The following is a 22,053-nucleotide window of genomic DNA, read 5'->3' on the forward strand; positions in this document are numbered from 1 at the left end:
ATAACACGGTAGGGGTACCGTTTTGTTATCCGGTTTGAAGCCGTATGACCACTCCCTTTTGTGGGCAACTGTCAGGTGAATACCATCTCCATACATTCTGACATTCACGAACACCGATTACTATTTAAGATAGTCAGCCATAAAAAAGCCGCCCATTGGGCGGCTTTTTCAATTAGAGATAATAGGCTGACTTACCAGCCGGTCACTTCACGCAGGGCCTTGCCGATATCGGCCAGGGAGCGCACGGTTTTCACGCCGGCATCTTCCAGGGCGGCAAATTTCTCTGCTGCCGTGCCTTTGCCACCGGCGATGATGGCGCCCGCATGACCCATGCGCTTGCCAGCCGGGGCGGTGACGCCCGCGATGTAGGAGACCACCGGCTTGGTGACGTGGGCCTTGATGTAGGCCGCCGCGTCTTCCTCGGCGTTGCCGCCGATCTCGCCGATCATCACGATGGCTTCGGTCTGCGGGTCATTCTGGAACATCTCCAGGATGTCGATGAAGTTGGAACCCGGGATGGGGTCGCCACCGATACCGACGCAGGTGGACTGGCCGAAGCCCTCGTCCGTGGTCTGCTTGACCGCTTCGTAGGTCAGGGTGCCGGAGCGGGAGACGATGCCCACCTTGCCCGGCTTGTGGATGTGGCCCGGCATGATGCCAATCTTGCACTCACCCGGGGTGATGACACCCGGGCAGTTGGGGCCGATCATGCGCACGCCGGTTTCCTGCAGCTTCACCTTGACGTCCAGCATGTCCAGGGTCGGGATGCCTTCGGTGATGGTGACGATGAGCTTGATACCGGCATCGATGGCTTCCAGGATGGCGTCCTTGCAGAACGGGGCCGGTACATAGATGACGGAGGCGGTGGCGCCGGTGGCTTCCACGGCGTCACGGACAGTGTTGAACACCGGCAGGCCCAGGTGGGTGGTGCCACCCTTGCCCGGGGAGACGCCGCCGACCATCTGGGTACCGTAGGCAATGGCCTGTTCGGAGTGGAAGGTACCCTGACCGCCGGTAAAGCCCTGGCAGATCACCTTGGTGTCTTTGTTGATCAGAACGCTCATTATTTGGCCTCCGCTGCTTTTACCACTTGCTGAGCTGCGTCAGTCAGACTCGTTGCGGCGATGATATTGAGGCCGCTGTCGGCCAGTTTACGGGCACCCAGTTCGGCGTTGTTGCCTTCCAGACGCACCACCACGGGCACTTTCACCCCCACTTCCTTGACGGCGCCGATGATGCCTTCCGCGATCATGTCGCAGCGCACGATGCCGCCAAAGATGTTGACCAGCACGGCTTGTACCTTGCTGTCGGAGAGGATGATCTTGAAGGCCTCGGTCACGCGCTCCTTGGTGGCGCCGCCGCCGACGTCCAGGAAGTTGGCCGGGGAACCGCCGTGCAGGTTGACGATGTCCATGGTGCCCATGGCCAGGCCCGCGCCGTTGACCATGCAGCCGATGTTGCCATCGAGCGCCACATAGTTCAGCTCCCACTGGGCGGCGTGCGCTTCGCGGGGGTCATCCTGGGACGGGTCGTGCATCTCGCGCAGCTTGGGCTGACGGTACAGGGCGTTGGCGTCGATGTTGATCTTGCCGTCCAGGCAGTGCAGGTTGCCCTTGTCGGTGATGACCAGGGGGTTGATCTCCAGCAGGGCGAAGTCGCAGTCCAGGAACATCTGGCCCAGGCCCATGAAGATCTTGGTGAACTGCTTGATCTGATCGCCGACCAGACCCAGCTTGAAGGCCAGCTCGCGGGCCTGATAAGGCTGCGGGCCTACCAGGGGATCGATGGCAGCCTTGTGAATGAGTTCCGGGGTTTCGTGGGCGACTTTCTCAATCTCCACACCACCTTCGGTGGAAGCCATGAAGACCACGCGGCGAGAGCCACGGTCAACCACGGCGCCCAGGTACAGTTCCTTGGCGATGTCGGTGCAGGACTCCACCAGGATCTTGGTAACCGGCTGACCATTGGCGTCAGTCTGATAGGTCACCAGGTTCTTGCCGAGCCAGTTCTGGGCGAAGGCGCGGATCTCGTCCTTGCTCTTGGCCAGCTTGACGCCGCCCGCCTTGCCGCGGCCACCGGCGTGGACCTGGCACTTGACGACCCAGGTGTTGCCGCCAATCTTGTCGGCCGCTTCGGCCGCTTCCTGCGGGGTGGCACAGGCATAACCTTCGGAGACCGGCAGGCCATACTCGGCAAACAGCTGTTTTGCCTGATATTCATGCAGATTCATAGATGCTCTATCCGTGTTGTAGGTATTTCCGTCCGGGGCTCGTGTTTCTCAATCCCCTGTGAATGGGGGGGCCTGGGCGGCCCCTCGTTATCTTTCAGTCACGCTTGCTCAGACATCCAGCAGCAGACGGGTCGGGTCTTCCAGGAGCTCCTTGATGGAGACCAGGAAGCCCACGGACTCGCGGCCGTCGATGATGCGGTGATCGTAGGAGAGCGCCAGGTACATCATCGGCAGGATCTCGACCTTGCCGTCGACGGCCATGGGGCGGTCCTGGATCTTGTGCATACCCAGAATGGCGCTCTGGGGCGGGTTGATGATGGGGGTGGACATCAGGGAGCCGAACACGCCGCCGTTGGTGATGGTGAAGTTGCCGCCAGTCAGTTCATCCACGGTCAGCTTGCCGTCACGGCCCTTGCCGGCCAGATCCTTGATGGCCTTCTCGATGTCCGCCAGGCTCATGTTGTCGCAGTCGCGCAGCACCGGGGTCACCAGACCACGGGGGGTGGAGACGGCGATGCTGATGTCGAAGTAGTTGTGGTAGACGATGTCGTCACCGTCCAGCGCCGCGTTCACTTCCGGGTAGCGCTTGAGGGATTCGACCACGGCCTTCACATAGAAGGACATGAAGCCGAGCTTGATGCCGTGCTTCTTCTCGAAGATCTCGCCGTACTGCTTGCGCAGCTTCATGATGGGCGCCATGTTGATCTCGTTGAAAGTGGTCAGCATGGCGGTGGTGTTCTTGGCCTCCAGCAGACGCTCGGCGATGCGCTTGCGCAGACGGGTCATGGGCACACGCTTCTCGGTGCGACCGGCCAGCGGCGCGACCGGTGCGGCAGCCACGGGAGTGGCAGCAGTCGGCGCAGCCACGGGAGCCTTGCCCAGATTCTTGATGAAGGCTTCCACGTCTTCCTTGGTGACACGACCACCCTTGCCAGTGCCGGTCAGCTTGGCGACGTCGATGTCATGCTCGGCCACCATGCGGCGCACGGAAGGGCTCAGGCCATCGGCTGCGTCATCGGCCACGGCTTCCACCGGCTTTTCGCTGGTCGCTTCACCGGCAACGGGGGCCGGCTTGAGCATGGCGATCAGCTGGCGGGAGAGCACGGTGGCCCCTTCGCTCTGCAGGATGTCGCCCAGTACGCCGGCTTCCGGCGCGGGCACTTCCAGCACGACTTTATCGGTTTCGATGTCAACCAGCACTTCGTCACGGGCAACCAGATCACCCGGTTTCTTGTGCCAGGTCGCGATGGTGGCATCCGCCACTGATTCCGGCAGGTCCGGTACCTTGATCTCGATAGTCATGTAATCAGTTCCTTGTTACTTCTTGGCCAGCAGGCTTGTTCCAGGTCAGAGAGGATCCCGACACGGGCCCTCCTCATCCACAACTCGTTCATTCCAGGGTAAGGGCGTCTTCCACCAGGGCTTTTTGCTGCTTGGCGTGGACGGACATGTAACCGACGGCCGGTGAGGCCGAGGCCGGGCGACCGGCATAACGCAGACGGGCATGGCTTGGCAGCACGCTGTCGTAGTGATGACGGGTGCTGTACCAGGCGCCCTGGTTCTGCGGCTCTTCCTGACACCAGACGAAGTCGGTGACATGGCTGTAATCGGCCAGGATGGCGCGCACTTCCTCTTCCGGGAAGGGGTAGAGCTGCTCGATCCGTACCAGGGCCACGTCCTGCTGCTCGGCCTTGCGACGGGCATCGAGCAGGTCGTAGTAAACCTTGCCGGAGCAGAAGACCACGCGCTTGACGCCTTTGGGATCCAGCGCATCGATTTCGCCGATGGCGTTCTGGAAGGTGCCCTCTGCCAGCTCTTCGAGCTTGCTCACCGCCAGCGGGTGGCGCAGCAGGGATTTGGGCGTCATCACGATGAGCGGACGGCGCATGGGGCGCACCACCTGGCGACGCAGCATGTGGAACACCTGCGCCGGGGTGGAGGGCACGCACACCTGCATGTTGTGCTGGGCGCACATCTGCAGATAACGCTCCAGACGGGCAGAGGAGTGCTCCGGGCCCTGGCCCTCGTAACCGTGGGGCAGCAGCATGGTCAGGCCGCACATCCGGCCCCACTTCTGCTCGCCGGAGGAGAGGAACTGGTCCACCACCACCTGGGCGCAGTTGGCGAAGTCACCGAACTGGGCTTCCCAGATGGTGAGACCGGCCGGCTCCGCGCTGGCGTAGCCATATTCAAACGCCAGTACCGCGTTCTCGGTCAGCACGGAGTCGTACACCTCGAACGGGCCCTGCTCGTCGTGCAGGTTGCACAGCGGGGTGTAGGTGCTGGCATCGGTCTGGCTGTGCAGCACGGCGTGGCGATGGAAGAAGGTACCGCGGCCGGAGTCTTCCCCGGTAAAGCGAATGCGGGATCCCTTGTCCACCAGGGTGGCGTAGGCCAGGGTCTCGGCAAAGCCCCAGTCCACCAGTTTCTCACCGGCGGCCATCAGGCGACGGTCTTCGTAGATCTTCTCGACCTGGCGTTGCAGCACATGGGTGGCCGGATACTGGCTGATGCGCTCGCCGAGGGCCTTCAGGTGATCCATCGGCACAGTGCTGTCATAGGCCATGGCCCAGTCGTGACCCAGATAAGGGGTCCAGTCCACGGAATGCAGCTCCATGGGGCGCCATTCCTTGCTCACCCGCTCGCCCCGATCCAGGGTATCGCGATAGTCGTTGACCAGGGTGGTAGCCAGCTCCGGTGCGATGGCTCCTTCGGCGATCAGCTGATCGGCGTAGATCTTGCGCGGGGTCGGGTGCTGCTTGATCTTCTGATACATCAGGGGCTGGGTCGCGCTCGGCTCGTCAGCCTCATTGTGACCGTGACGACGGTAGCAGACCAGCTCGATCACCACGTCGCGCTTGAAGGTGTTGCGGTAATCCAGGGCAATCTGGGTCACCAGTACCACGGCTTCCGGGTCATCCCCGTTGACGTGCAGCACAGGTGCCTGCACCGCCTTGGCGATGTCGGTGCAATATTCGGTGGAGCGCAGGTCACGGATATAGGAGGTGGTGAAGCCCACCTGGTTGTTGATGACGATGCGCACCGTCCCGCCCACGCCATAGGCACGGGTCTGGGACATGTTGAAGGTCTCGGCAACGACCCCCTGCCCCGCGATGGCGGAGTCACCGTGGATGGTGATGGGCAGGACGCTGGAGCCGTCCTTGTCACCGCGACGGTCCATACGGGCACGCACGGAGCCGATGACCACGGGGTTGACGATCTCGAGGTGCGACGGGTTGAAGGCGAGCGCCAGGTGGACGTTGCCGCCCGGGGTGGCGAAGTCGGAGGAGAAGCCCATGTGGTACTTCACATCCCCTGTGCCCCAGGATTCGCCGTGCTTGCCGGCGAACTCGTCGAACAGGTCCTGAGCGCGCTTGCCCAGTACGTTGATGAGCACGTTGAGGCGACCGCGGTGGGCCATACCGATGACGGCTTCCTTGCAACCCTGCTCACCGGCGCGGCGAATAAGCTCTTTGAGCATGGGCACCATGGCATCGCCCCCTTCCAGGGAGAAACGCTTGGCCCCCGGGAACTTGGCACCCAGGTATTTTTCCAGCCCTTCGGCGGCGGTCAGGCTCTCGAGGAAGCGGGTCTTCTCTTCGAGGGTATAGTTGCCCTTCCCTTCGATGGATTCCAGCCTGTCTTGCAGCCAGCGCTTCTCCTCGGTGGAGGTGAGGTGCATGTAGTCGGCGCCGATGCTGCCGCAATAGGTTTTCTTCAGCGAGGCATACAGATCGGAGAGCACCATGGTCTCGCGACCGATGGCGTAGGAGCCCACATTGAAGGTGGCCTCCATGTCTGCACCTTGCAGGTTGTGGAAGGCCGGATCCAGCTCGGCGACCGGCTCGCGCTGCCACAGACCCAGGGGGTCCAGGTTGGCGTTCTGGTGACCGCGGAAGCGGAAGGCGTTGATCAGTTGCAGTACGCGAACCTGTTTGGCATCCACCTGGGGATCGGAGACGGGAGCGCTGTAACGGGAGGAGTCCTTGGCCAGGCGGCGGAAATAGTCGCGAACCTGGGAGTGGGGTTGTTCTACTGCATGTCCGTTGACCTGGGGCAGCGACTGGAACAGGCTGCGCCATTCGTCGGCAACGGAGTCGGGGTTTTCCAGGAAGGATTCGTACAAATCCTCAATGTAGCTTGCATTCGCACCAGCCAGGTGAGATGACTCCAACCAGGCCTTCATCACGCCGTTATGCATTTCTATCCCTTGTACATCTTGTTCGCTGCACTGCAGCTTGTAGGGTCATAGCCATCCCGGGGCGGGATGGCTATCCAGAGGTCGGGCCCGGCGCAAGGCGCCCTGGCCCCGATACTACACGGCTCGGTTGAGCAACATCGACTTGATCTGACCGATGGCCTTGGTCGGGTTCAAGCCCTTGGGACAGACGTTCACGCAGTTCATGATGCCGTGGCAGCGGAACACGCTGAAGGCGTCATCCAGGTTGCCCAGTCGCTCACTGGCCGCAGTGTCGCGGCTGTCCGCCAGCCAGCGATAGGCGGCGAGCAGGCCGGCCGGACCGATGAACTTGTCCGGGTTCCACCAGAAGGAGGGGCAAGAGGTGGAGCAGCAGGCACAGAGTATGCACTCGTACAGGCCATCCAGCTTGGCGCGCTCTTCGGGGGATTGCAGGTGCTCACGCACGGGCGGCAGTTTTTCGTCGTTGATGAGGAAGGGTTTGACCTTCTCCCACTGGGTGTAGAACTGGGTCATGTCGATCACCAGATCCCGGATCACCGGCAGACCGGGCAAGGGTCGAATGACGACCTTGCTGCCCTTCTTCAAGAGATCGGAGAGCGGCGTGATGCAGGCCAGACCGTTCTTGCCATTCATGTTGAGACCGTCAGATCCACAGACCCCTTCGCGGCAGGAGCGGCGGAAGGCGAGCGTGGGATCCAGCTCCTTGAGCTGGATCAGTGCGTCGAGTACCATCATGTCGGAACCTTCAGGAATATCAAGACGATAATCCTTCATATACGGGACGTTATCAACGTCCGGATTGTATCTGTAGACAGAGAATGTGACGTTCATTGTGCTTGGCTCCGCAATCAGTAAGTCCGGACCTTGGGCGGGAACGCCTCACGGGTCTTGGGTGACATGTTGACAGCGCGACGGGTCATGGACTCGGTGTCCGGATGATAGAGGCTGTGGCACAGCCAGCTCTCATCGTCACGCTCCGGGAAGTCGAAGCGGCTGTGGGCGCCACGACTCTCGGTACGGAAGTTCGCCGCCACCGCGGTGGCATAGGCGGTCTCCATCAGGTTGTCCAGCTCCAGGCACTCGATGCGCTGGGTATTGAACTCCTTGGAGGTGTCGTCCAGACGGGCGTTCTTGAGACGCTCGCGGATGAGTTTCAGCTCGGCCAGCCCTTCTGCCATGGCATCCCCTTCCCGGAACACGGAGAAGTTGTTCTGCATGCAGCGCTGCAGGTCCTTGCGGATCTGTGCCGGGTCTTCCCCGTCACGGTTGTTTTCCCAGCGGTTGAAGCGCTCCAGCGCCTTGGCGATGTCGGCGTCGGTGGCTTCCACACCGTGCTCCATCGAACCAAGGGTCTCCACCAGGTGCATGCCGGCAGCACGACCGAACACCACCAGATCCAGCAGGGAGTTGCCGCCCAGACGGTTGGCACCGTGCACGGAGACGCAGGCGATCTCGCCCACCGCGAACAGACCGACCACCGGCACGTCGTTGCCATCCTTGTCCTGGGTCAGGCACTGGCCGTTCACGCTGGTCGGCACGCCGCCCATCATGTAGTGGCAGGTCGGGATGATGGGGATGGGCTCTTTGACCGGATCCACGTGGGCGAAGGTGCGAGAGAGCTCGCAGATGCCCGGCAGGCGGGATTCCAGCACCTCTTTGCCCAGATGATCCAGCTTGAGCTTGATGTGCGGGCCCCAGGGACCGTCACAGCCACGGCCTTCGCGGATCTCGATCATGATGGAACGGGCCACCACGTCGCGACCGGCCAGATCCTTGGCGTTTGGTGCATAACGCTCCATGAAGCGCTCGCCGTCCTTGTTCAGCAGGTAGCCGCCTTCACCACGGCAACCTTCGGTGACCAGTACCCCTGCCCCGGCGATACCGGTGGGGTGGAACTGCCAGAACTCCATGTCCTGCACGCCGACCCCGGCACGCAGCGCCATGCCGACGCCGTCACCGGTGTTGATGTGGGCGTTGGTGGTGGACTGGTAGATGCGACCGGCGCCGCCGGTGGCGAGCACGGTGGCCTTGGCCTTGAAGTAGACGACCTCGCCGCTCTCCATGTCGATGGCGGTACAGCCGACGATATGGCCATCCTGGTTCTTCACCAGATCCAGGGCATACCACTCGGAGAAGACGGTGGTCTTGTTCTTGACGTTTTGTTGATACAGGGTGTGCAGCAGGGCGTGACCGGTACGGTCGGCTGCCGCCGCGGTGCGGGCAGCCTGCTCGCCGCCGAAGTTTTTGGACTGACCGCCGAACGGACGCTGGTAGACGGTACCGTTGTCAAAGCGGGAGAAAGGCAAGCCCATGTTCTCCAGCTCATAGATGGCCTCGGGGCCGGTCTTGCACATGTACTCGATGGCTTCCTGATCACCGATATAATCGGAGCCCTTGACGGTGTCATACATGTGCCACTGCCAGTTGTCGTCGTGGGCATTGCCCAGGGCGACCGTGATCCCGCCCTGGGCGGAGACCGTGTGGGAACGGGTCGGGAAAACCTTGGATAACAGGGCGCAGCTCTTGCCGGACTGGGCAATCTGCAGCGCGGCGCGCATACCGGCGCCACCGGCACCGATCACGACCGCATCAAATTCACGAGTTGGAATAGTCACCTTACACACCCCACAGCACGACGAAACCAGTCATCACATAGACAAACAGCACCACCACCAGCACAAACTGCAGCGCACCGCGCAGTCCGACCGGCTTGATATAGTCGGTCAGCACCTGCCACAGACCGATCCAGGCGTGGATCAAGACGCATACGAGCGTCAGCAGGGTGAAGACCTTGGTGAAGGTGTTGGAGAAGAAGCCGGTCCACACCTCGTAGGTGATGTCGTTGAACGCGACAAAGCCAACCAGATAGAGGACGTAGCACGTCATGATGAGGGCGGTGGCGCGGATCAGGATGTAATCATGAACACCGCTGCGCCCGAAAGTTGCAGAATTGGTTACCATACCAGCACCCCCGCCAATACCGCCAAAACCGCGGTGATCACGAAGGCCACACGGGCACTCTGATTACCGGATTCCAGCTCTTCCCAATAGCCCATGTCCATGACCAGGTGCCGCAGACCGCCCACGATGTGGTAAGCCAGCGCGGTCAGGATCCCCCACAGCACGAACTTGACCAGGAAGTTGTCCATGATGGCAACGACCGATTCAAATCCTTCGGGAGAGGCGAGTGAAGTACCAAGCATCCACAGCAAGATGGCCAATGCCACAAAGGTGATGACCCCTGAGACACGATGCAAGATGGAAGCGATGGCGGTGACAGGAAAGCTGATCGTCTGTAGGTCGAGGTTTACAGGTCTCTGTTTGTTTTTCACGGCTTTGCCCACTCAGCTCCATTGAGCACGTTAGTTATTGTTTTCACACGCTTTGAGGGCGAGGAGTGGCATTTGTTAGGTTTTTGTTACCAAAACAACTCAGGAAAGCCAAAAATAACATTTTCGATATCACATCTGGCTTTGCGAAAGCGTTTCAAACACCGACGACCATCACCCACGTGGCGCAGTATATCGGCGGCCTTAACCAATGACAATCAAATAGCTACACAGAAAATCCAAAACCGTAAACCAGATCTCACAACAGCTTTAACAAGTCATTAATGATCATCCAGCAAAATTGACAAAGACATGGTTCTCTGGTTCAAATAAGGCGCTCCAGCCGCCGTGGTACGGGTAAGAACCTTTGCCAGCGTCATAACAGTCGTAATAAAGTAGGGCTGGAACCAAATTATAAAAGAGCAAAGGAGACGTGCTATGGCTGATAAGATAGCCACCCTACATCTGCCCGGAAAAGAGCCGGTTGAATTGCCGATCCTCTCCGGTACCGTTGGACCCGATGTGATCGATGTCAGAAAGCTGGGCACGCAAGGATATTTCACCTTCGACCCCGGTTTCATGGCCACCGGTTCTTGCAAATCATCTATCACCTACATCGATGGCGACCAGGGTGTCTTGCTGCACCGCGGTTACCCCATCGCCCAGTTGGCCACCCAGGCCAGCTACCTCGAAGTCTGCTACATCCTGCTGTACGGCGAGGCCCCCACCAAGACCCAATATGCGGAATTTGAACGTCTGGTCACCCGCCACACCATGGTGCACGAGCAGATCGCCTTCTTCTTCCGCGGCTTCCGCCGCGACGCCCACCCCATGGCCGTCATGTGCGGCGTGGTCAGCGCGCTGTCCGCTTTCTATCACGACGCCCTCGACATCAACAACGAGGAGCATCGCGAGATCTGTGCCTTCCGTCTGCTCTCCAAGATGCCGACCCTGGCCGCCATGTGTTACAAGTACTCCATCGGTCAGCCCTTCATGCAGCCGCGCAACGCCCTCTCCTATGCAGGCAACTTCCTGCACATGATGTTTGGCGTGCCGACCGAAGAGTACAAGGTCAACCCCATCGTCGAGCGCGCCATGGACCGCATTTTCACCCTGCATGCGGACCATGAGCAAAACGCCTCCACCTCCACCGTGCGTCTGGCCGGTTCTTCCGGTGCCAACCCGTTTGCCTGTATCGCCGCGGGGATCGCCTCCCTGTGGGGCCCGGCCCACGGTGGTGCCAACGAAGCCTGCCTCAAGATGCTCGAAGAGATTGGCTCCGTGGATCGCATCCCCGAGTACATCGGCCGCGCCAAGGACAAGAACGATCCGTTCCGTCTGATGGGCTTCGGTCACCGGGTCTACAAGAACCACGATCCCCGTGCCACCGTGATGCGTGAAACCTGCCACGAGGTGCTTACCGAGCTGCAGATCAAGGATCCGCTGCTGGACGTGGCCATGGAGCTGGAACGCATCGCGCTGTCCGACCCCTACTTCATCGAGAAGAAGCTCTACCCGAACGTGGACTTCTACTCCGGCATCATCATGAAGGCCATCGGCATCCCCATGTCCATGTTCACCGTGATCTTCGCCATCTCCCGTACCATCGGCTGGATTGCCCACTGGAACGAGATGCATTCGGACCCGGATCAGAAGATCGGCCGTCCCCGTCAGCTCTACACCGGTCAGCCCCTGCGCGAATTCGTGCCCCTCGACCAGCGCTGAGCCCGATCTGTCATGGTTTGTTACAAAGGCGGTCATTGACCGCCTTTTCTTTTGCAGGTTTAATCGCGCCCTTTTACGCCAAGGACACTCATCATGAAATCTCCCCTGCTCCTCAGCTCCGCCCTCCTGCTCAGCGCCTGCCAGAGCGCCCCGACCACCGAAACCCTCTATATCCAGGACAAACTGGCAGACTGCGTCGGCGTCGCCCCCATGAAGTGCATGCAGGTACGTAGTCAGCCAGGCGAGAGCTGGAGCCTCTTCTATCAGCAGATCGAAGGCTTCACCTTCGAGCCGGGCTACCGCTACCAGCTGGAAGTGACCAAGGAGCAACTTGCCGATGTGCCGGCCGATGCCCCTTCCTTGCGCTACCAGCTGGTCAAGGTCGTGAGCAAGGAACCGGTTCGCTGACGAGTCGCTGACAGGTGACCCGGTTTCGTTTGTGTGCTCTCTGGGGTATGCTGTCACCCCTTTTTGCCACGGTTTGAGTACGGACCCGACCCGCATCATGATCACGATCCGCACCATCCGCACGCCAGACTGGCCCGCCATCATGGCCATCCAGCACGAGTGTTATCACCAGTTCGAACCAGAGCCCCTCGAGGTGATGCAGAACAAAACCGAGCTGGCCCCCGCCTCCTGCTGGGTGGCCGAGCGTCAGGGCAAGGTGCTGGGTTACCTGCTCTGCCACCCCTGGCGTGCCCACCAGCCCCCGCCCCTCTCGGTGCCGATGAAGGCGCTGGCCGGTCACGACGAGTTCTATCTGCACGATCTCGCTGTCTCGAGCAAGGCACGCGGCCTGGGTGTCGGACAGCGGCTGCTGGCAAGGGCGCTCGCTTTCGCGAGCCATGCTGGATATCGCCATGCAGGCCTGGTGGCGGTTCAGGATGCCCCCGCCTTCTGGCGCAAGCAGGGGTTTGTGCCCGCCGACACCGGCAAATCGCTGGTGGAGTATGGTGACGGGGCTGTCTATATGCGGTTGCCCCTGGCAGACAGCGGTCCCAAACCGGGAACCATCAGCAGAATTCAATAAAAAGAGTTCAATAAAAAAGGCGCCTTTCGGCGCCTTTTTCTATTTCGCGTTGTGCTCCCCACGGGGAGATCAAGCCTTGAACTTGCTGAACACCAGAGAGGCGTTGGTACCGCCAAAGCCGAAGCTGTTGGACATGACGGTATTGAGGTCGGCCGCTTCGTATTCACGCACGATGGGCAGGCCCACGGCTTTCTCGTCCAGATTCTCGATGTTGATGCTGGGGGCGATGAAGCCGTGTTCCATCATCAGCAGGGAGTAGACGGCCTCGTGCACGCCGGCGGCGCCCAGAGCATGGCCGGTCATCGCCTTGGTGGCGGAGAGCTTGGGTGCATTGCTGCCAAACAGGGTCTGAATGGCTTCCAGCTCCTTGGTGTCACCGACCGGAGTGGAGGTACCGTGGGTGTTGATGTAATCCACCTTGCCGACCCCCTGCATCGCCATCTTCATGCAACGCACGGCGCCTTCACCGCTCGGGGCCACCATGTCGTAGCCGTCGGAGGTCGCACCGTAACCGGTGATTTCGGCGTAGATGTGGGCACCACGGGCCAGGGCGTGTTCCAGCTCCTCGACCACCAGGATGCCGCCGCCACCGGAGATGACGAAGCCGTCGCGGTCCGCATCATAGGTGCGGGACGCTTTTTCCGGGTTGTCGTTGTACTTGGTGGAGAGCGCGCCCATGGCGTCGAACTGGATGGTGGAAGACCAGTCCAGCTCCTCGCCGCCACCGGCAAAGATGATGTCCTGCTTGCCAAGCTGGATCAGTTCCAAGGCATGACCGATGCAGTGGGCAGAGGTCGCACAGGCGGAGCTGATGGTGTAGTTGACACCCTTGATCTTGAATGGGGTAGCAAGACAGGCGGAGGTGGTGGAGGACATGGTACGCGGCACCATGTAGGGACCCACCCGCTTGACGCCCTTTTCACGGGCGATATCGGCAGACTCGGAGGTGTTCTTGCCGGAGGCGCCGCCGGAACCGGTCACGATGCCGGTACGCTCGTTGGAGACCATCTCTTCCGGCAGGCCGGCATCTTCGATGGCCTGCTGCATGGAGAGGTAGGCGTAGGCCGCGGCGTCACCCATGAAACGCATGACTTTACGGTCGATCAGTTCAGACGGATCGAGTTTGATGTTACCCCAGACACGGCTGCGCAGGTTGTACTGCTCGAACTGCTCGGAATAGGTGATGCCGGATTTGCCTGCTTTCAGGGAGGCCAGCACCTCTTCCTTGTTGTTGCCGATACTGGAGATGACGCCGATACCGGTGATCACTGCTCTTCTCATTAATTCATCTCGTCTGGAAAAACTGGCACCGAGTCTACCCGCTTTCGGCTGCCAAACTGGTCTGCTTTCACGTAGAATGCCCGCGATTTTGTGACGCGAGCCGAGGAAAACGTGAGTCAAACATCCTTACATCATGCCCGATTGGACTGGAACGAAGCGGGAACTCCAGTCTCCAGTGAGTTCGGGGATGTGTACTTTTCCAATGATAACGGTCTAAGTGAAACCCGCTACGTCTTTTTGCAGCAAAATCGACTGCCAGAGCGATTTTCGCACCACGATAGTGACAGTTTCGTGATTGGTGAAACAGGTTTCGGTACAGGACTTAACTTTCTGGCCACAATGGCCGCCTTTCTGGAACAGGCCCCCCTGTCCGGCAACGGATCCCGGCTGCACTTCATCAGCGTCGAGAAATACCCCCTTACCCAGGCCGATCTGCGCAAGGCCCTGGCCGCCTGGCCCGAGCTTGCCCCCTTGAGCCAGCCTCTCATCGACCAGTGGCCGTTGCCGGTCTCCGGCTGCCATCGCCTGCTCTTTGCCGATGGCCGCATCCGCCTCGATCTCTGGTTTGGCGACATCAAGGAGATGCTGCCCCAGGTGCCCCATCCGGCAACCGGTCTGGTGGACGCCTGGTATCTGGACGGTTTCTCCCCTGCCAAGAACCCAGAGATGTGGACCCAAGATCTCTTCGACGATCTCGCTCGCCTCGCCCGCCCCGATGCCACCCTCTCGACCTTTACCTGCGCCGGTTTCGTGCGACGGGGGCTGATTGCCGCCGGCTTTGCCATGAAGAAGGTGAAGGGCCATGGCAGCAAGCGGGAGATGCTGGCGGGTGTTCGGGAAGGCAAAGTGCCGCAGCAGAGCATCGCCCCCTGGTATGCCCGCCCCGCAGGGCGGGAGGGAGAGGTGCTCATCATCGGTGGCGGCATCGCTTCCGCCATGACGGCGCTCTCTCTGGTGGAGCGGGGTCGGCACGTCACCTTGCTGTGCGAAGATGGCGAACCGGCCAGCGGCGCCTCCGGCAATCGACAAGGGGCGCTCTACCCCCTGCTCAACGGCGAGCACGATGCCCTGTCGCGCTTCTATTCGCTGGCCTTTGGCTTTGCCAGAAACCGGCTGCTGGCCCTGGCAAAGCACCACCCCGTCGCCTTCTCCCTGTGTGGCGTCACCCAACTCGGCTACGACGACAAATCCGCCGCCAAGCTTGCCAAGATGAGTCAGGGCCCCTTCCCCCCCGAGCTGATGCACCCACTCTCGGCAGCGGAGGTTGAGCAGGTGGTCGGCCTGCCCTGCGATGCGGATGGTGTGAGCTATCCCCTGGGGGGCTGGCTCTGTCCGGCGGATCTCACCCGCGCCGCCATCAGGGAGGCGCAGGCCAGCGGGCGGCTGGAAGTGGTGTTCAATGCCGCTGCGACCCACATTGCCGAGCAGGACGGTGGTTGGCGAGTGGAGAGCCGGGATGGCCGCCAGTGGCGTGCCCCCAATCTGGTGGTGGCAGCCGGGCATCAGCTGCCAGCCCTTCTCCCCTTTGCCGAGCTGCCGCTCTATCCGGTGCGCGGCCAGGTGAGCCATGTGCCGACCACGGCTGGCTTGAGCCAGCTCAAGACCGTGCTCTGCTACGATGGCTACCTCACCCCGGCCCACAACGGCGCGCACTGCATCGGGGCCAGCTATGGCCGCAACCAGACCGACCTTGCCTACCGCACCGACGAGCAGGAGCAGAACAGGGCGCGGCTGCAAGCCTGTGTACCCCAGCAGCGCTGGCCTGCCGAGGTGGATGTGAGCGGTGCTCAGGCCCGCGTCGGGGTGCGCTGCGCCAGCCGGGATCACCTGCCGGTCGCCGGGCCCGTCGCCCGGTTGGCGGCGCTGGCGGATCATGACGTCAACGCCCCCGCGGATCAGCAGAGCGCACTGCCCCTGCACGCCGGCCTCTACGTGCTGGGGGCGCTCGGCTCCCGGGGGCTCTGCTCGGCGCCCCTGTGCGGCGAGCTGGTCGCCAGCGAGATCTGCGGCGAGCCCCTGCCGCTGGCCGCCGATCTGCTGGAGGCGCTCCATCCCGCCCGCTACTGGGTGCGAAGGCTGCGCAGGGGCAAGCCACTGCGCGACTAGCCACCCAGGAGCCGGGGCTGCCGGCCTCCACGCCATTGGACACACCAACAAAAAACGGGCTCAATCAGCCCGTTTTTTTATGTTTCCCATGAGCGTCCATGGGCCTGTACACGTGTCATCAGCCAGCCCTGGGCCAGACGACCCCCAGCTTGCGCCCCTGATCGGTCTGGCTGGCCAGGGTGTCGAACCGCGCCCGGGTGGCCTCCAGCACCGCCTGCCCTGCCTGCCAGCCCTGATGCTCCAGGGTTGGGCAATCCCGGGTCACCGGCAACTGGGCGAGGCGCGTGCCAAGCTGGCTCACGCTCTCCAGCAGGATATCCTTGTGACGGCTCTCGTAATCAAACATGGCGGCCACCAGCTTGTCCCACTTCTGGCGCTCCTTCGCGGGCGCACGGGCCTTGTCCATCCAGTTGGGCACCCTGACCTGGATGCGGGCACGGACGCTGGCCTGCTCCAGCTCGCAGCGCGCCGCCGTCGCCTTCGTCTGCAACTGCCAGGAGAGCTGATAACTGGCCTTGCCGATGTGCCCGTCCGCCTGGGTGGGCGACAAGGCGGTGATCTGGCGCATCACGGCCCCCACATCGGCCCCGGAGACCCGATAGAACTGGAAGTCGACCTTGATATCGGGGGCGACCTTCACACCGGCATAGTGGGAAGGTACAGCACCGATTGAGGCGGCATAAATGAGGGCCACCGTCACCCCTGTCTTGCTGAAGAGTCCCATCTGTCCGCGGCTTTGCTCCTTGTGAGTCCCGGCTTAATTTCAATTAATAATCAATGCATTAATAACCCGATTGGGAGATTACCCCTGATCCAGCCCCCTGTCATCCGCTCTTGGCACCCGGTTGCTGCAAACGTGCGAGTCATCACCCCGGCTCAGGCGGGGATTTGCAGTCGAGATCACAAGCTGCCATCGAATGGATGGTGAAATACTCCTTAGTGGGTAATATCCGTAGTGTTTTTGTTGGCCGATGCCGGATAGTCCAGCGCAACCCTCTGGTGAGCCCTGGCAGGCCACCCCCTCATTTCAACTCTTGGGAAGGTTTTATGATAGAACTCCTGATCGGCACCCTGGTCACCCTGGCCGTGGGTCGCTACATCTTCAAGGGCTACTCCGCCACCGGGGTACTGCTCAGCGGCGGCCTGCTGCTGCTGGCGATCACCGCCCTGATGGGCAAGGCGGTGCTGCCGGCGAGCGTCCCCTCCACCGGCCACATGGCCACCGACATCTTCGAATACGTGCGCTTCCTGCTGGTCGACAGGGGGGGTGGCCTCGGCATGCTCATCATGGTGCTGTGCGGCTTTGCCGGCTACATGAGCCACATCGGCGCCAACACCATACTGGTGAAGCTCGCGAGCAAACCCCTCGGTGTCATCAAGTCCCCCTACATCCTGCTGGTGGCCGCCTATCTGGTCGCCTGCGCCATGTCGCTGGCGGTGAGCTCCGCAACCGGCCTCGGGGTTCTGCTGATGGCCACCCTCTTCCCGCTGATGGTCAACATGGGGATCTCCCGTGGCGCGGCGGCGGCGGTGTGCGCCTCGCCGGCCGCCATCATCCTCTCCCCCACCTCGGGGGACGTGGTGATGGCCGCCCAGGCCGCGAACATGGAGCTCATCGAGTTTGCCTTCAAGCTGACCCTGCCCATTTCCCTGGTGGCCATCGCCGCCATGGCGGTGACCCACTTCTTCTGGCAGCGTTATCTGGATCAGAAGGCCGGGGAGCACAACGCCGCGGTCGCCCCGAGCGATCTCGTCACCGACGCCCCCGGCTTCTACGCCATCCTCCCCTTCACCCCCATCATCGGTGTGCTGCTGTTTGACGGCAAACTGGGGCCCAAGCTCGATATCGTCACCATCATCGTCATCTGCCTGGTGCTGGCCGCCCTGCTGGAGCTGGTGCGCAAGCGCAACGGCCGCGAGCTGCTGGACGGGCTGCAGGTGTGCTGGCGCAACATGGCCGACGCCTTCGCCGGCGTGGTGATGCTGCTGGTGGGTGCCGGGGTCTTTGCCCAGGGTCTGATGGGGCTTGGTTTCATCGCCAACCTCCTGGATCTGGCCCAGAGCTTCGGTACCGGCGGCATCGTCATCATGCTGGTGCTGGTGGTCATCACCACCCTGGCGGCCTTCACCACGGGTTCCGGCAACGCCCCCTTCTACGCCTTCGTTGAGCTCATCCCCCATTTGGCCACCAGCCTCGGCGTCAACCCGGCCTATCTGGTGATCCCCATGCTGCAGGCATCCAACCTCGGCCGCACCATCTCGCCGGTCTCCGGGGTGGTGGTCGCCTGTGCGGGGATGGGCAATCTCTCTCCGTTCGAGGTGGTCAAACGTACCTCGCTGCCGGTGGCCGTCGGCCTGCTGGTAGTGATCCTCGCCACCCAGATCATGGTTCCCGCCTGACTCTTTACCGGCCCGGCTGCCGCCGGGCTGGTATCCCCCCCACCCCATGCAGTAGACTCGGTGCTCTTTTTTCCTAAGGAGGACCGAGCCTTGAGTATGACGGTTCAACTTGCCCACTTCAGCGACTGCCACTCCCATTTCGATGGCGCCCCCATGCGCTTCTCCCCCGATGGCGAGTCCGAATGGCGCACCCAGTGCGGCGGCTATGGCCGCATCCTGACCCGGCTCACCGCCCTGCGCCAACAGGCCGAGGCAGCCGGCCAGACCTGCCTGCTGCTGCATGGCGGCGATACCTTCCAGGGGTCACTTTACTTCAATCGCTTCAAAGGGCGGGCCAATGCGGACCTGCTGGCCCTCTTGCGACCGGATGCCATGGTGATCGGCAACCACGAATTCGATCTGGGCAACGGGCCGCTGGTGGAGTTTTTGCGCCAGCTCGATTTCCCGGTGCTCGCCGCCAACATCGACAACCGTCAGGAGCCCGCCGATGCCCCGCTGCGGCTGCAGGGACTGCCGCAGCTGTTTGACGCAAGCCGCCCCTGGCACAAGCGCGTCATCGACGACGTGCCCTTCGCCCTGCTCGGCATCACGCTGCCGCAGATGGCCGCCATCGCGAGCCCCGATCCCCACACCCGTTTCCACGGTATCGAAGAGACCTTGAGCCGTGCCCTCGGCGAGATCAAGGCCGCCGGCATCCAGCACATTATCCTGCTCAGCCACCTGGGTCTGGCGCAGGACAAGCGACTGGCGACCCGCTTCCCCGAGCTCAGCCTCATCGTCGGCGGACACACCCACAGCCTGCTGGGGGATCTGGCGCCGCTCGGGCTCGACAGCGAAGGCAGCTATCCCCTCATGGTGAACGGGGTGGCCATCCTGCACGCCGCCCACAGCGCCCTCTGTCTCGGGGTGTGCGAACTCACCTTCGACGAGCAGGGACGCGTGTGCCAAAGCCGCGGCCAGCTGGAGTGGTTACCCTGGGATCCCTGGCCCTTTGCTTCCCCGCCTCCTGCGGGGCTGCACTTCTGCGAACCGGCCCCCGAGCTCGAGCAGCATCTGGCCAGACGCTATCGCCCCGAGCTCGAAACCATGACCCGGCGCGTGGTGACCCGGCTCGCTGATCCGCTCCATCACCAGCGCCTGCCCGATGACAGCCTGCCCGCCGGCAGCCAGGTCGCCCCCCTGGTAGCGAGTGCCATGCTGGCCAGTGCCCGCGAACAGGTGGGTCAGGTGGACTTTGCCCTGCACAATGCCGGGGGCGTACGCTGCTCCCTCGAGCCCGGCCCCCTGACCGAAGCAGACGTTGCCGGACGCCTGCTGCCCTTTGCCATTCCCCTCACCCTCTACCGGGTGCACGGCCATGAACTGGCCGAAGCGCTGGAGGGGGCCATCGACAACGCCACCAACAACGGGGGGACGGGCAATGGCAGCGGCAGCTTCCCCTATACCGCCGGGGTGCGCTTCTGCTATCAGGCCGACAGACCCAAAGGGGAGAGGATCACTCGCCTGGAATGGGAAGCCAGCCCGGGTCAGTGGCAGCACGTCGAGCCGGATGCCATCTATCGCGGGGTCTCCAGTGCCTATACCGCCTCCGGCAAGGAGGGCTACACGGCCCTTGCCCGCACCCTGACCCAGCACAATCAGGAGCTCGGCATCACCCTGGCGGATGCCTTCCTGCGCTGGGCACGCCACCTGCCGGAACTCAGCCCCCTGCCGGCCTTGGTGGAGTATCACGGCCAGTGAATCTGGCACCGGCCCATCCCGGGTCGGTGCCGCCTTTCCCCCGCATAGGGGAATCCTGATCCGCTCCCAGGCGCAGGCCCCCTACCATGCAACCTCAGGCTGTGACGCCCGACTGCGCCAGCCCTGTCTTGTGATGGGGCCTGCCAGTGCAGCCAGAGGCGTGAAAACGATACTTTTACGAATTATTTCAGGTGCCTACACTTCTTCCATTGCATCGTGCAGCCCGGCTCGGCAAGATAAGCCCGCTTTTTCAGTCTTTCCCGCAGGAACAGGTCACCCATGAATCATGCCATCCGCTTTACCCCGCACCGCCACAATCCCGGGATCAGGCCGTCGGTCATCTTGCTCACCGCCCTGATGGCTCTGCTGTTCTGTCTGCGCAATCCGCTGTTCCACGGCATGGCCCCGGGATTTGATGCCTCCCTGTTTGCGGTGATGGGCAAGATGTGGAGCGAGGGGGGCGTACTCTATCGGGACATGATCGACATCAAGGGTCCCATGATCTTCGCCCTCGATGCACTGGGCTATGGCCTTGGTGGCTTCTTCGGGATCTGGCTGCTGGAGTGGGTGCTCTGCTGGCTGGGCCTCATGGCGAGCTGGCAGGCTTTTTCGCAGCTCGGGCTCTCGGTGCGGGCGCGACTTGGCAGCATGCTGGCCCTGCTGGCGCTCTACAGCACTCGCTACTACTACGGCAACATGACAGAGGACTGGACATTCCATCTGGCCCTCATCGCCCAGTGGGCTTTCATCACCATGCTGCTGGACAAGCGATTCAGCTGGGGACCGGCCCTGGTCGCCGCACTCACCTTCGCCATCGTGGCCTGGATGCGCACCAACAACGGCGCCTTCTGGGGTGCCTGGTATCTGGTGCTCTTCTGTCACTGGTGCCTGCGCGAGCAGTGGCGCTGCGCCTTTGCCCTGCTCTTTTCCAGCCTGCTTGGACTGGCCCTCGTCGGCGGCCCGCTCTATGCCTACTTCCAGCACCACGACGTGCTGGCAGAGTTCAAATACTACGCCTTCGGCATCTTCTTTGAAGGGAGCTACGGCAACGGTTTCTCTCCTGAGGTAGGCGCCGTCGGTCTGCTGCGCACCGGCCTCATCATGCTGCTGCCCGCCTTCCTCGTCCTGATGCTCGGGCGCCGCCAGGAGTGGTATCTCCCCGCGCTGTGCGCCACCCTCCTGGGGGTGCTGTTCACCCTGATCGCCAACTCGGTCTCCGGACATGTGTTCGATCACTATGACGTGCTCTATCTGCAGCTTGGCCTGCTGCCGCTCGCCTGCCTGCTGGACAGAAGCGAGCAGCGATCCGATGCCCTGGGGCTGCTTTGCATCTCCCTGGTGGTGCTGACCGCCAGCTGGCTGCTGGCCCAGCAGCTCGGTTACGGCTGGAGCACCAAGGAGTGGTCTCTGGAGCGGGTGCGCGAGGTGCTCGGCAACAGCCTGCTGTGGGCCTTGCCCGTGCTCATTCTGGTCCCGCTCTGGCGCGCCTGGGACGTGCGAAGCGCCACCCCCTGGCTCGCCTCGCTGGCCATGCTGGTACTGCTGGTCAACAACGCCTGGGAAGGCAATCTCAAGGGCAGGCCGTTCAATCCCCCCGCCCAGGTCAGGGTCGATCGTATCCTGGCCGAGACGGCGCCCACCGACAAGATCTGGGTCGATGGCATCCAGCCGCAATACTACCTCTGGACCGATCGCCAGCCGGCCTCCGCCTATCTGTTCTTTGCCAACGTCAACCCGCCCTACGATGTGCGCGAGCGGGTGCTGGCTGACATCCAGCGCCAACAACCCAAATTCATCATCGCCAAACCGGAGCGGGTGGCACAGGAGCTCAAGACTCCGACCTCCCCCTCCCACCTTGCCTTCTACCAGTATCTGGCAGCCCAGTATGAAGAGGTGGACCCGGGCCTGTACCGGCGCCGCTAATCAGGCACACAGAAGGGGCCATCCTGGTGATGGCCCCTTTTCGTTGTCGTCATAAAGAGGGGGGCCGACCATGTTCAAGGCGCTCCAT

At 62.2% G+C, this 22,053-nt stretch carries 17 protein-coding genes; 7 read left to right on the forward strand and 10 right to left on the reverse strand.

All coding sequences use genetic code 11. The features are described from left to right. Positions 1-191: 191 nt before the first annotated feature. The 8 genes from sucD to sdhC form a co-directional block, all read right to left on the reverse strand. Positions 192-1,064 (reverse strand): succinate--CoA ligase subunit alpha, encoded by an 873-nt coding sequence (sucD, locus tag AB5Y70_RS04595; protein ID WP_005300222.1) that lies wholly within the window; start codon positions 1,062-1,064, stop codon positions 192-194. Then, on the reverse strand, positions 1,064-2,230 hold the full coding sequence (gene sucC, locus AB5Y70_RS04600) for an ADP-forming succinate--CoA ligase subunit beta (protein ID WP_005300220.1): 1,167 nt from the start codon (positions 2,228-2,230) through the stop codon (positions 1,064-1,066). Before sucC ends, sucD begins: the two co-directional genes overlap by 1 nt. A 108-nt stretch (positions 2,231-2,338) precedes the next feature. After that, complete coding sequence (gene odhB, locus AB5Y70_RS04605) at positions 2,339-3,532, reverse strand: 2-oxoglutarate dehydrogenase complex dihydrolipoyllysine-residue succinyltransferase (RefSeq protein WP_010674499.1); 1,194 nt, start codon at positions 3,530-3,532, stop codon at positions 2,339-2,341. Positions 3,533-3,620: 88 nt separating this feature from the next. After that, the gene (gene sucA / locus AB5Y70_RS04610) at positions 3,621-6,431 is read right to left on the reverse strand and encodes a 2-oxoglutarate dehydrogenase E1 component (protein ID WP_010674498.1); all 2,811 of its coding nucleotides are present in this window, start codon (positions 6,429-6,431) and stop codon (positions 3,621-3,623) included. 114 nt (positions 6,432-6,545) lie between these two features. Then, complete coding sequence (locus tag AB5Y70_RS04615) at positions 6,546-7,262, reverse strand: succinate dehydrogenase iron-sulfur subunit (RefSeq protein WP_010674497.1); 717 nt, start codon at positions 7,260-7,262, stop codon at positions 6,546-6,548. 17 nt (positions 7,263-7,279) lie between these two features. After that, on the reverse strand, positions 7,280-9,046 hold the full coding sequence (gene sdhA, locus AB5Y70_RS04620; RefSeq protein WP_029314421.1) for a succinate dehydrogenase flavoprotein subunit: 1,767 nt from the start codon (positions 9,044-9,046) through the stop codon (positions 7,280-7,282). A 1-nt stretch (position 9,047) separates the two neighbouring features. Then, positions 9,048-9,392: a succinate dehydrogenase, hydrophobic membrane anchor protein gene (sdhD, locus tag AB5Y70_RS04625; RefSeq protein WP_010674495.1), complete on the reverse strand. Its 345-nt coding sequence runs from the start codon at positions 9,390-9,392 to the stop codon at positions 9,048-9,050. Next, positions 9,386-9,775: a succinate dehydrogenase cytochrome b556 subunit gene (sdhC, locus tag AB5Y70_RS04630; RefSeq protein WP_029314418.1), complete on the reverse strand. Its 390-nt coding sequence runs from the start codon at positions 9,773-9,775 to the stop codon at positions 9,386-9,388. The genes sdhD and sdhC overlap by 7 nt, the downstream gene beginning before the upstream one ends. Positions 9,776-10,198: 423 nt before the next feature. Here sdhC and AB5Y70_RS04635 point away from each other — a divergent pair, with 423 nt between their 5' ends. The 3 genes from AB5Y70_RS04635 (at position 10,199) to AB5Y70_RS04645 (ending at position 12,515) form a co-directional block, all read left to right on the forward strand. Then, positions 10,199-11,485 carry a citrate synthase gene (locus AB5Y70_RS04635; protein WP_010674492.1) on the forward strand — a complete coding sequence of 429 codons (1,287 nt, stop codon included), beginning with the start codon at positions 10,199-10,201 and terminating at the stop codon, positions 11,483-11,485. 93 nt (positions 11,486-11,578) lie between these two features. Continuing rightward, positions 11,579-11,893: a DUF4377 domain-containing protein gene (locus AB5Y70_RS04640; RefSeq protein WP_010674491.1), complete on the forward strand. Its 315-nt coding sequence runs from the start codon at positions 11,579-11,581 to the stop codon at positions 11,891-11,893. A gap of 97 nt (positions 11,894-11,990) precedes the next feature. Continuing rightward, the gene (locus tag AB5Y70_RS04645) at positions 11,991-12,515 is read left to right on the forward strand and encodes a GNAT family N-acetyltransferase (protein ID WP_010674490.1); all 525 of its coding nucleotides are present in this window, start codon (positions 11,991-11,993) and stop codon (positions 12,513-12,515) included. Positions 12,516-12,584: 69 nt separating this feature from the next. Here AB5Y70_RS04645 and fabB read toward each other — a convergent pair whose 3' ends face one another. Beyond that, positions 12,585-13,796 carry a beta-ketoacyl-ACP synthase I gene (gene fabB / locus AB5Y70_RS04650; protein WP_029314417.1) on the reverse strand — a complete coding sequence of 404 codons (1,212 nt, stop codon included), beginning with the start codon at positions 13,794-13,796 and terminating at the stop codon, positions 12,585-12,587. Positions 13,797-13,886: 90 nt separating this feature from the next. On the opposite strand from fabB, the gene mnmC reads away from it, so the two are divergent. Continuing rightward, the gene (gene mnmC / locus AB5Y70_RS04655) at positions 13,887-15,902 is read left to right on the forward strand and encodes a bifunctional tRNA (5-methylaminomethyl-2-thiouridine)(34)-methyltransferase MnmD/FAD-dependent 5-carboxymethylaminomethyl-2-thiouridine(34) oxidoreductase MnmC (protein WP_174217469.1); all 2,016 of its coding nucleotides are present in this window, start codon (positions 13,887-13,889) and stop codon (positions 15,900-15,902) included. A 118-nt stretch (positions 15,903-16,020) separates the two neighbouring features. On the opposite strand, the gene AB5Y70_RS04660 is transcribed toward mnmC, so the two are convergent. After that, a complete protein-coding gene (locus AB5Y70_RS04660; protein ID WP_010674487.1) occupies positions 16,021-16,626 on the reverse strand; it encodes a DUF922 domain-containing protein in 606 nt (201 codons plus the stop codon). A gap of 323 nt (positions 16,627-16,949) precedes the next feature. Here AB5Y70_RS04660 and dcuC point away from each other — a divergent pair, with 323 nt between their 5' ends. The 3 genes from dcuC (at position 16,950) to AB5Y70_RS04675 (ending at position 21,965) form a co-directional block, all read left to right on the forward strand. After that, on the forward strand, positions 16,950-18,302 hold the full coding sequence (gene dcuC, locus AB5Y70_RS04665; RefSeq protein WP_010674486.1) for an anaerobic C4-dicarboxylate transporter DcuC: 1,353 nt from the start codon (positions 16,950-16,952) through the stop codon (positions 18,300-18,302). Between the two features lie 90 nt (positions 18,303-18,392). Next, on the forward strand, positions 18,393-20,042 hold the full coding sequence (locus AB5Y70_RS04670; RefSeq protein WP_029314413.1) for a bifunctional UDP-sugar hydrolase/5'-nucleotidase: 1,650 nt from the start codon (positions 18,393-18,395) through the stop codon (positions 20,040-20,042). A gap of 279 nt (positions 20,043-20,321) precedes the next feature. Next, the gene (locus AB5Y70_RS04675; protein WP_104452872.1) at positions 20,322-21,965 is read left to right on the forward strand and encodes a hypothetical protein; all 1,644 of its coding nucleotides are present in this window, start codon (positions 20,322-20,324) and stop codon (positions 21,963-21,965) included. Positions 21,966-22,053 lie beyond the last annotated feature (88 nt).

This window comes from Aeromonas sp. s1(2024) (genome assembly GCF_040908005.1).
Lineage (GTDB): Bacteria > Pseudomonadota > Gammaproteobacteria > Enterobacterales > Aeromonadaceae > Aeromonas > Aeromonas caviae.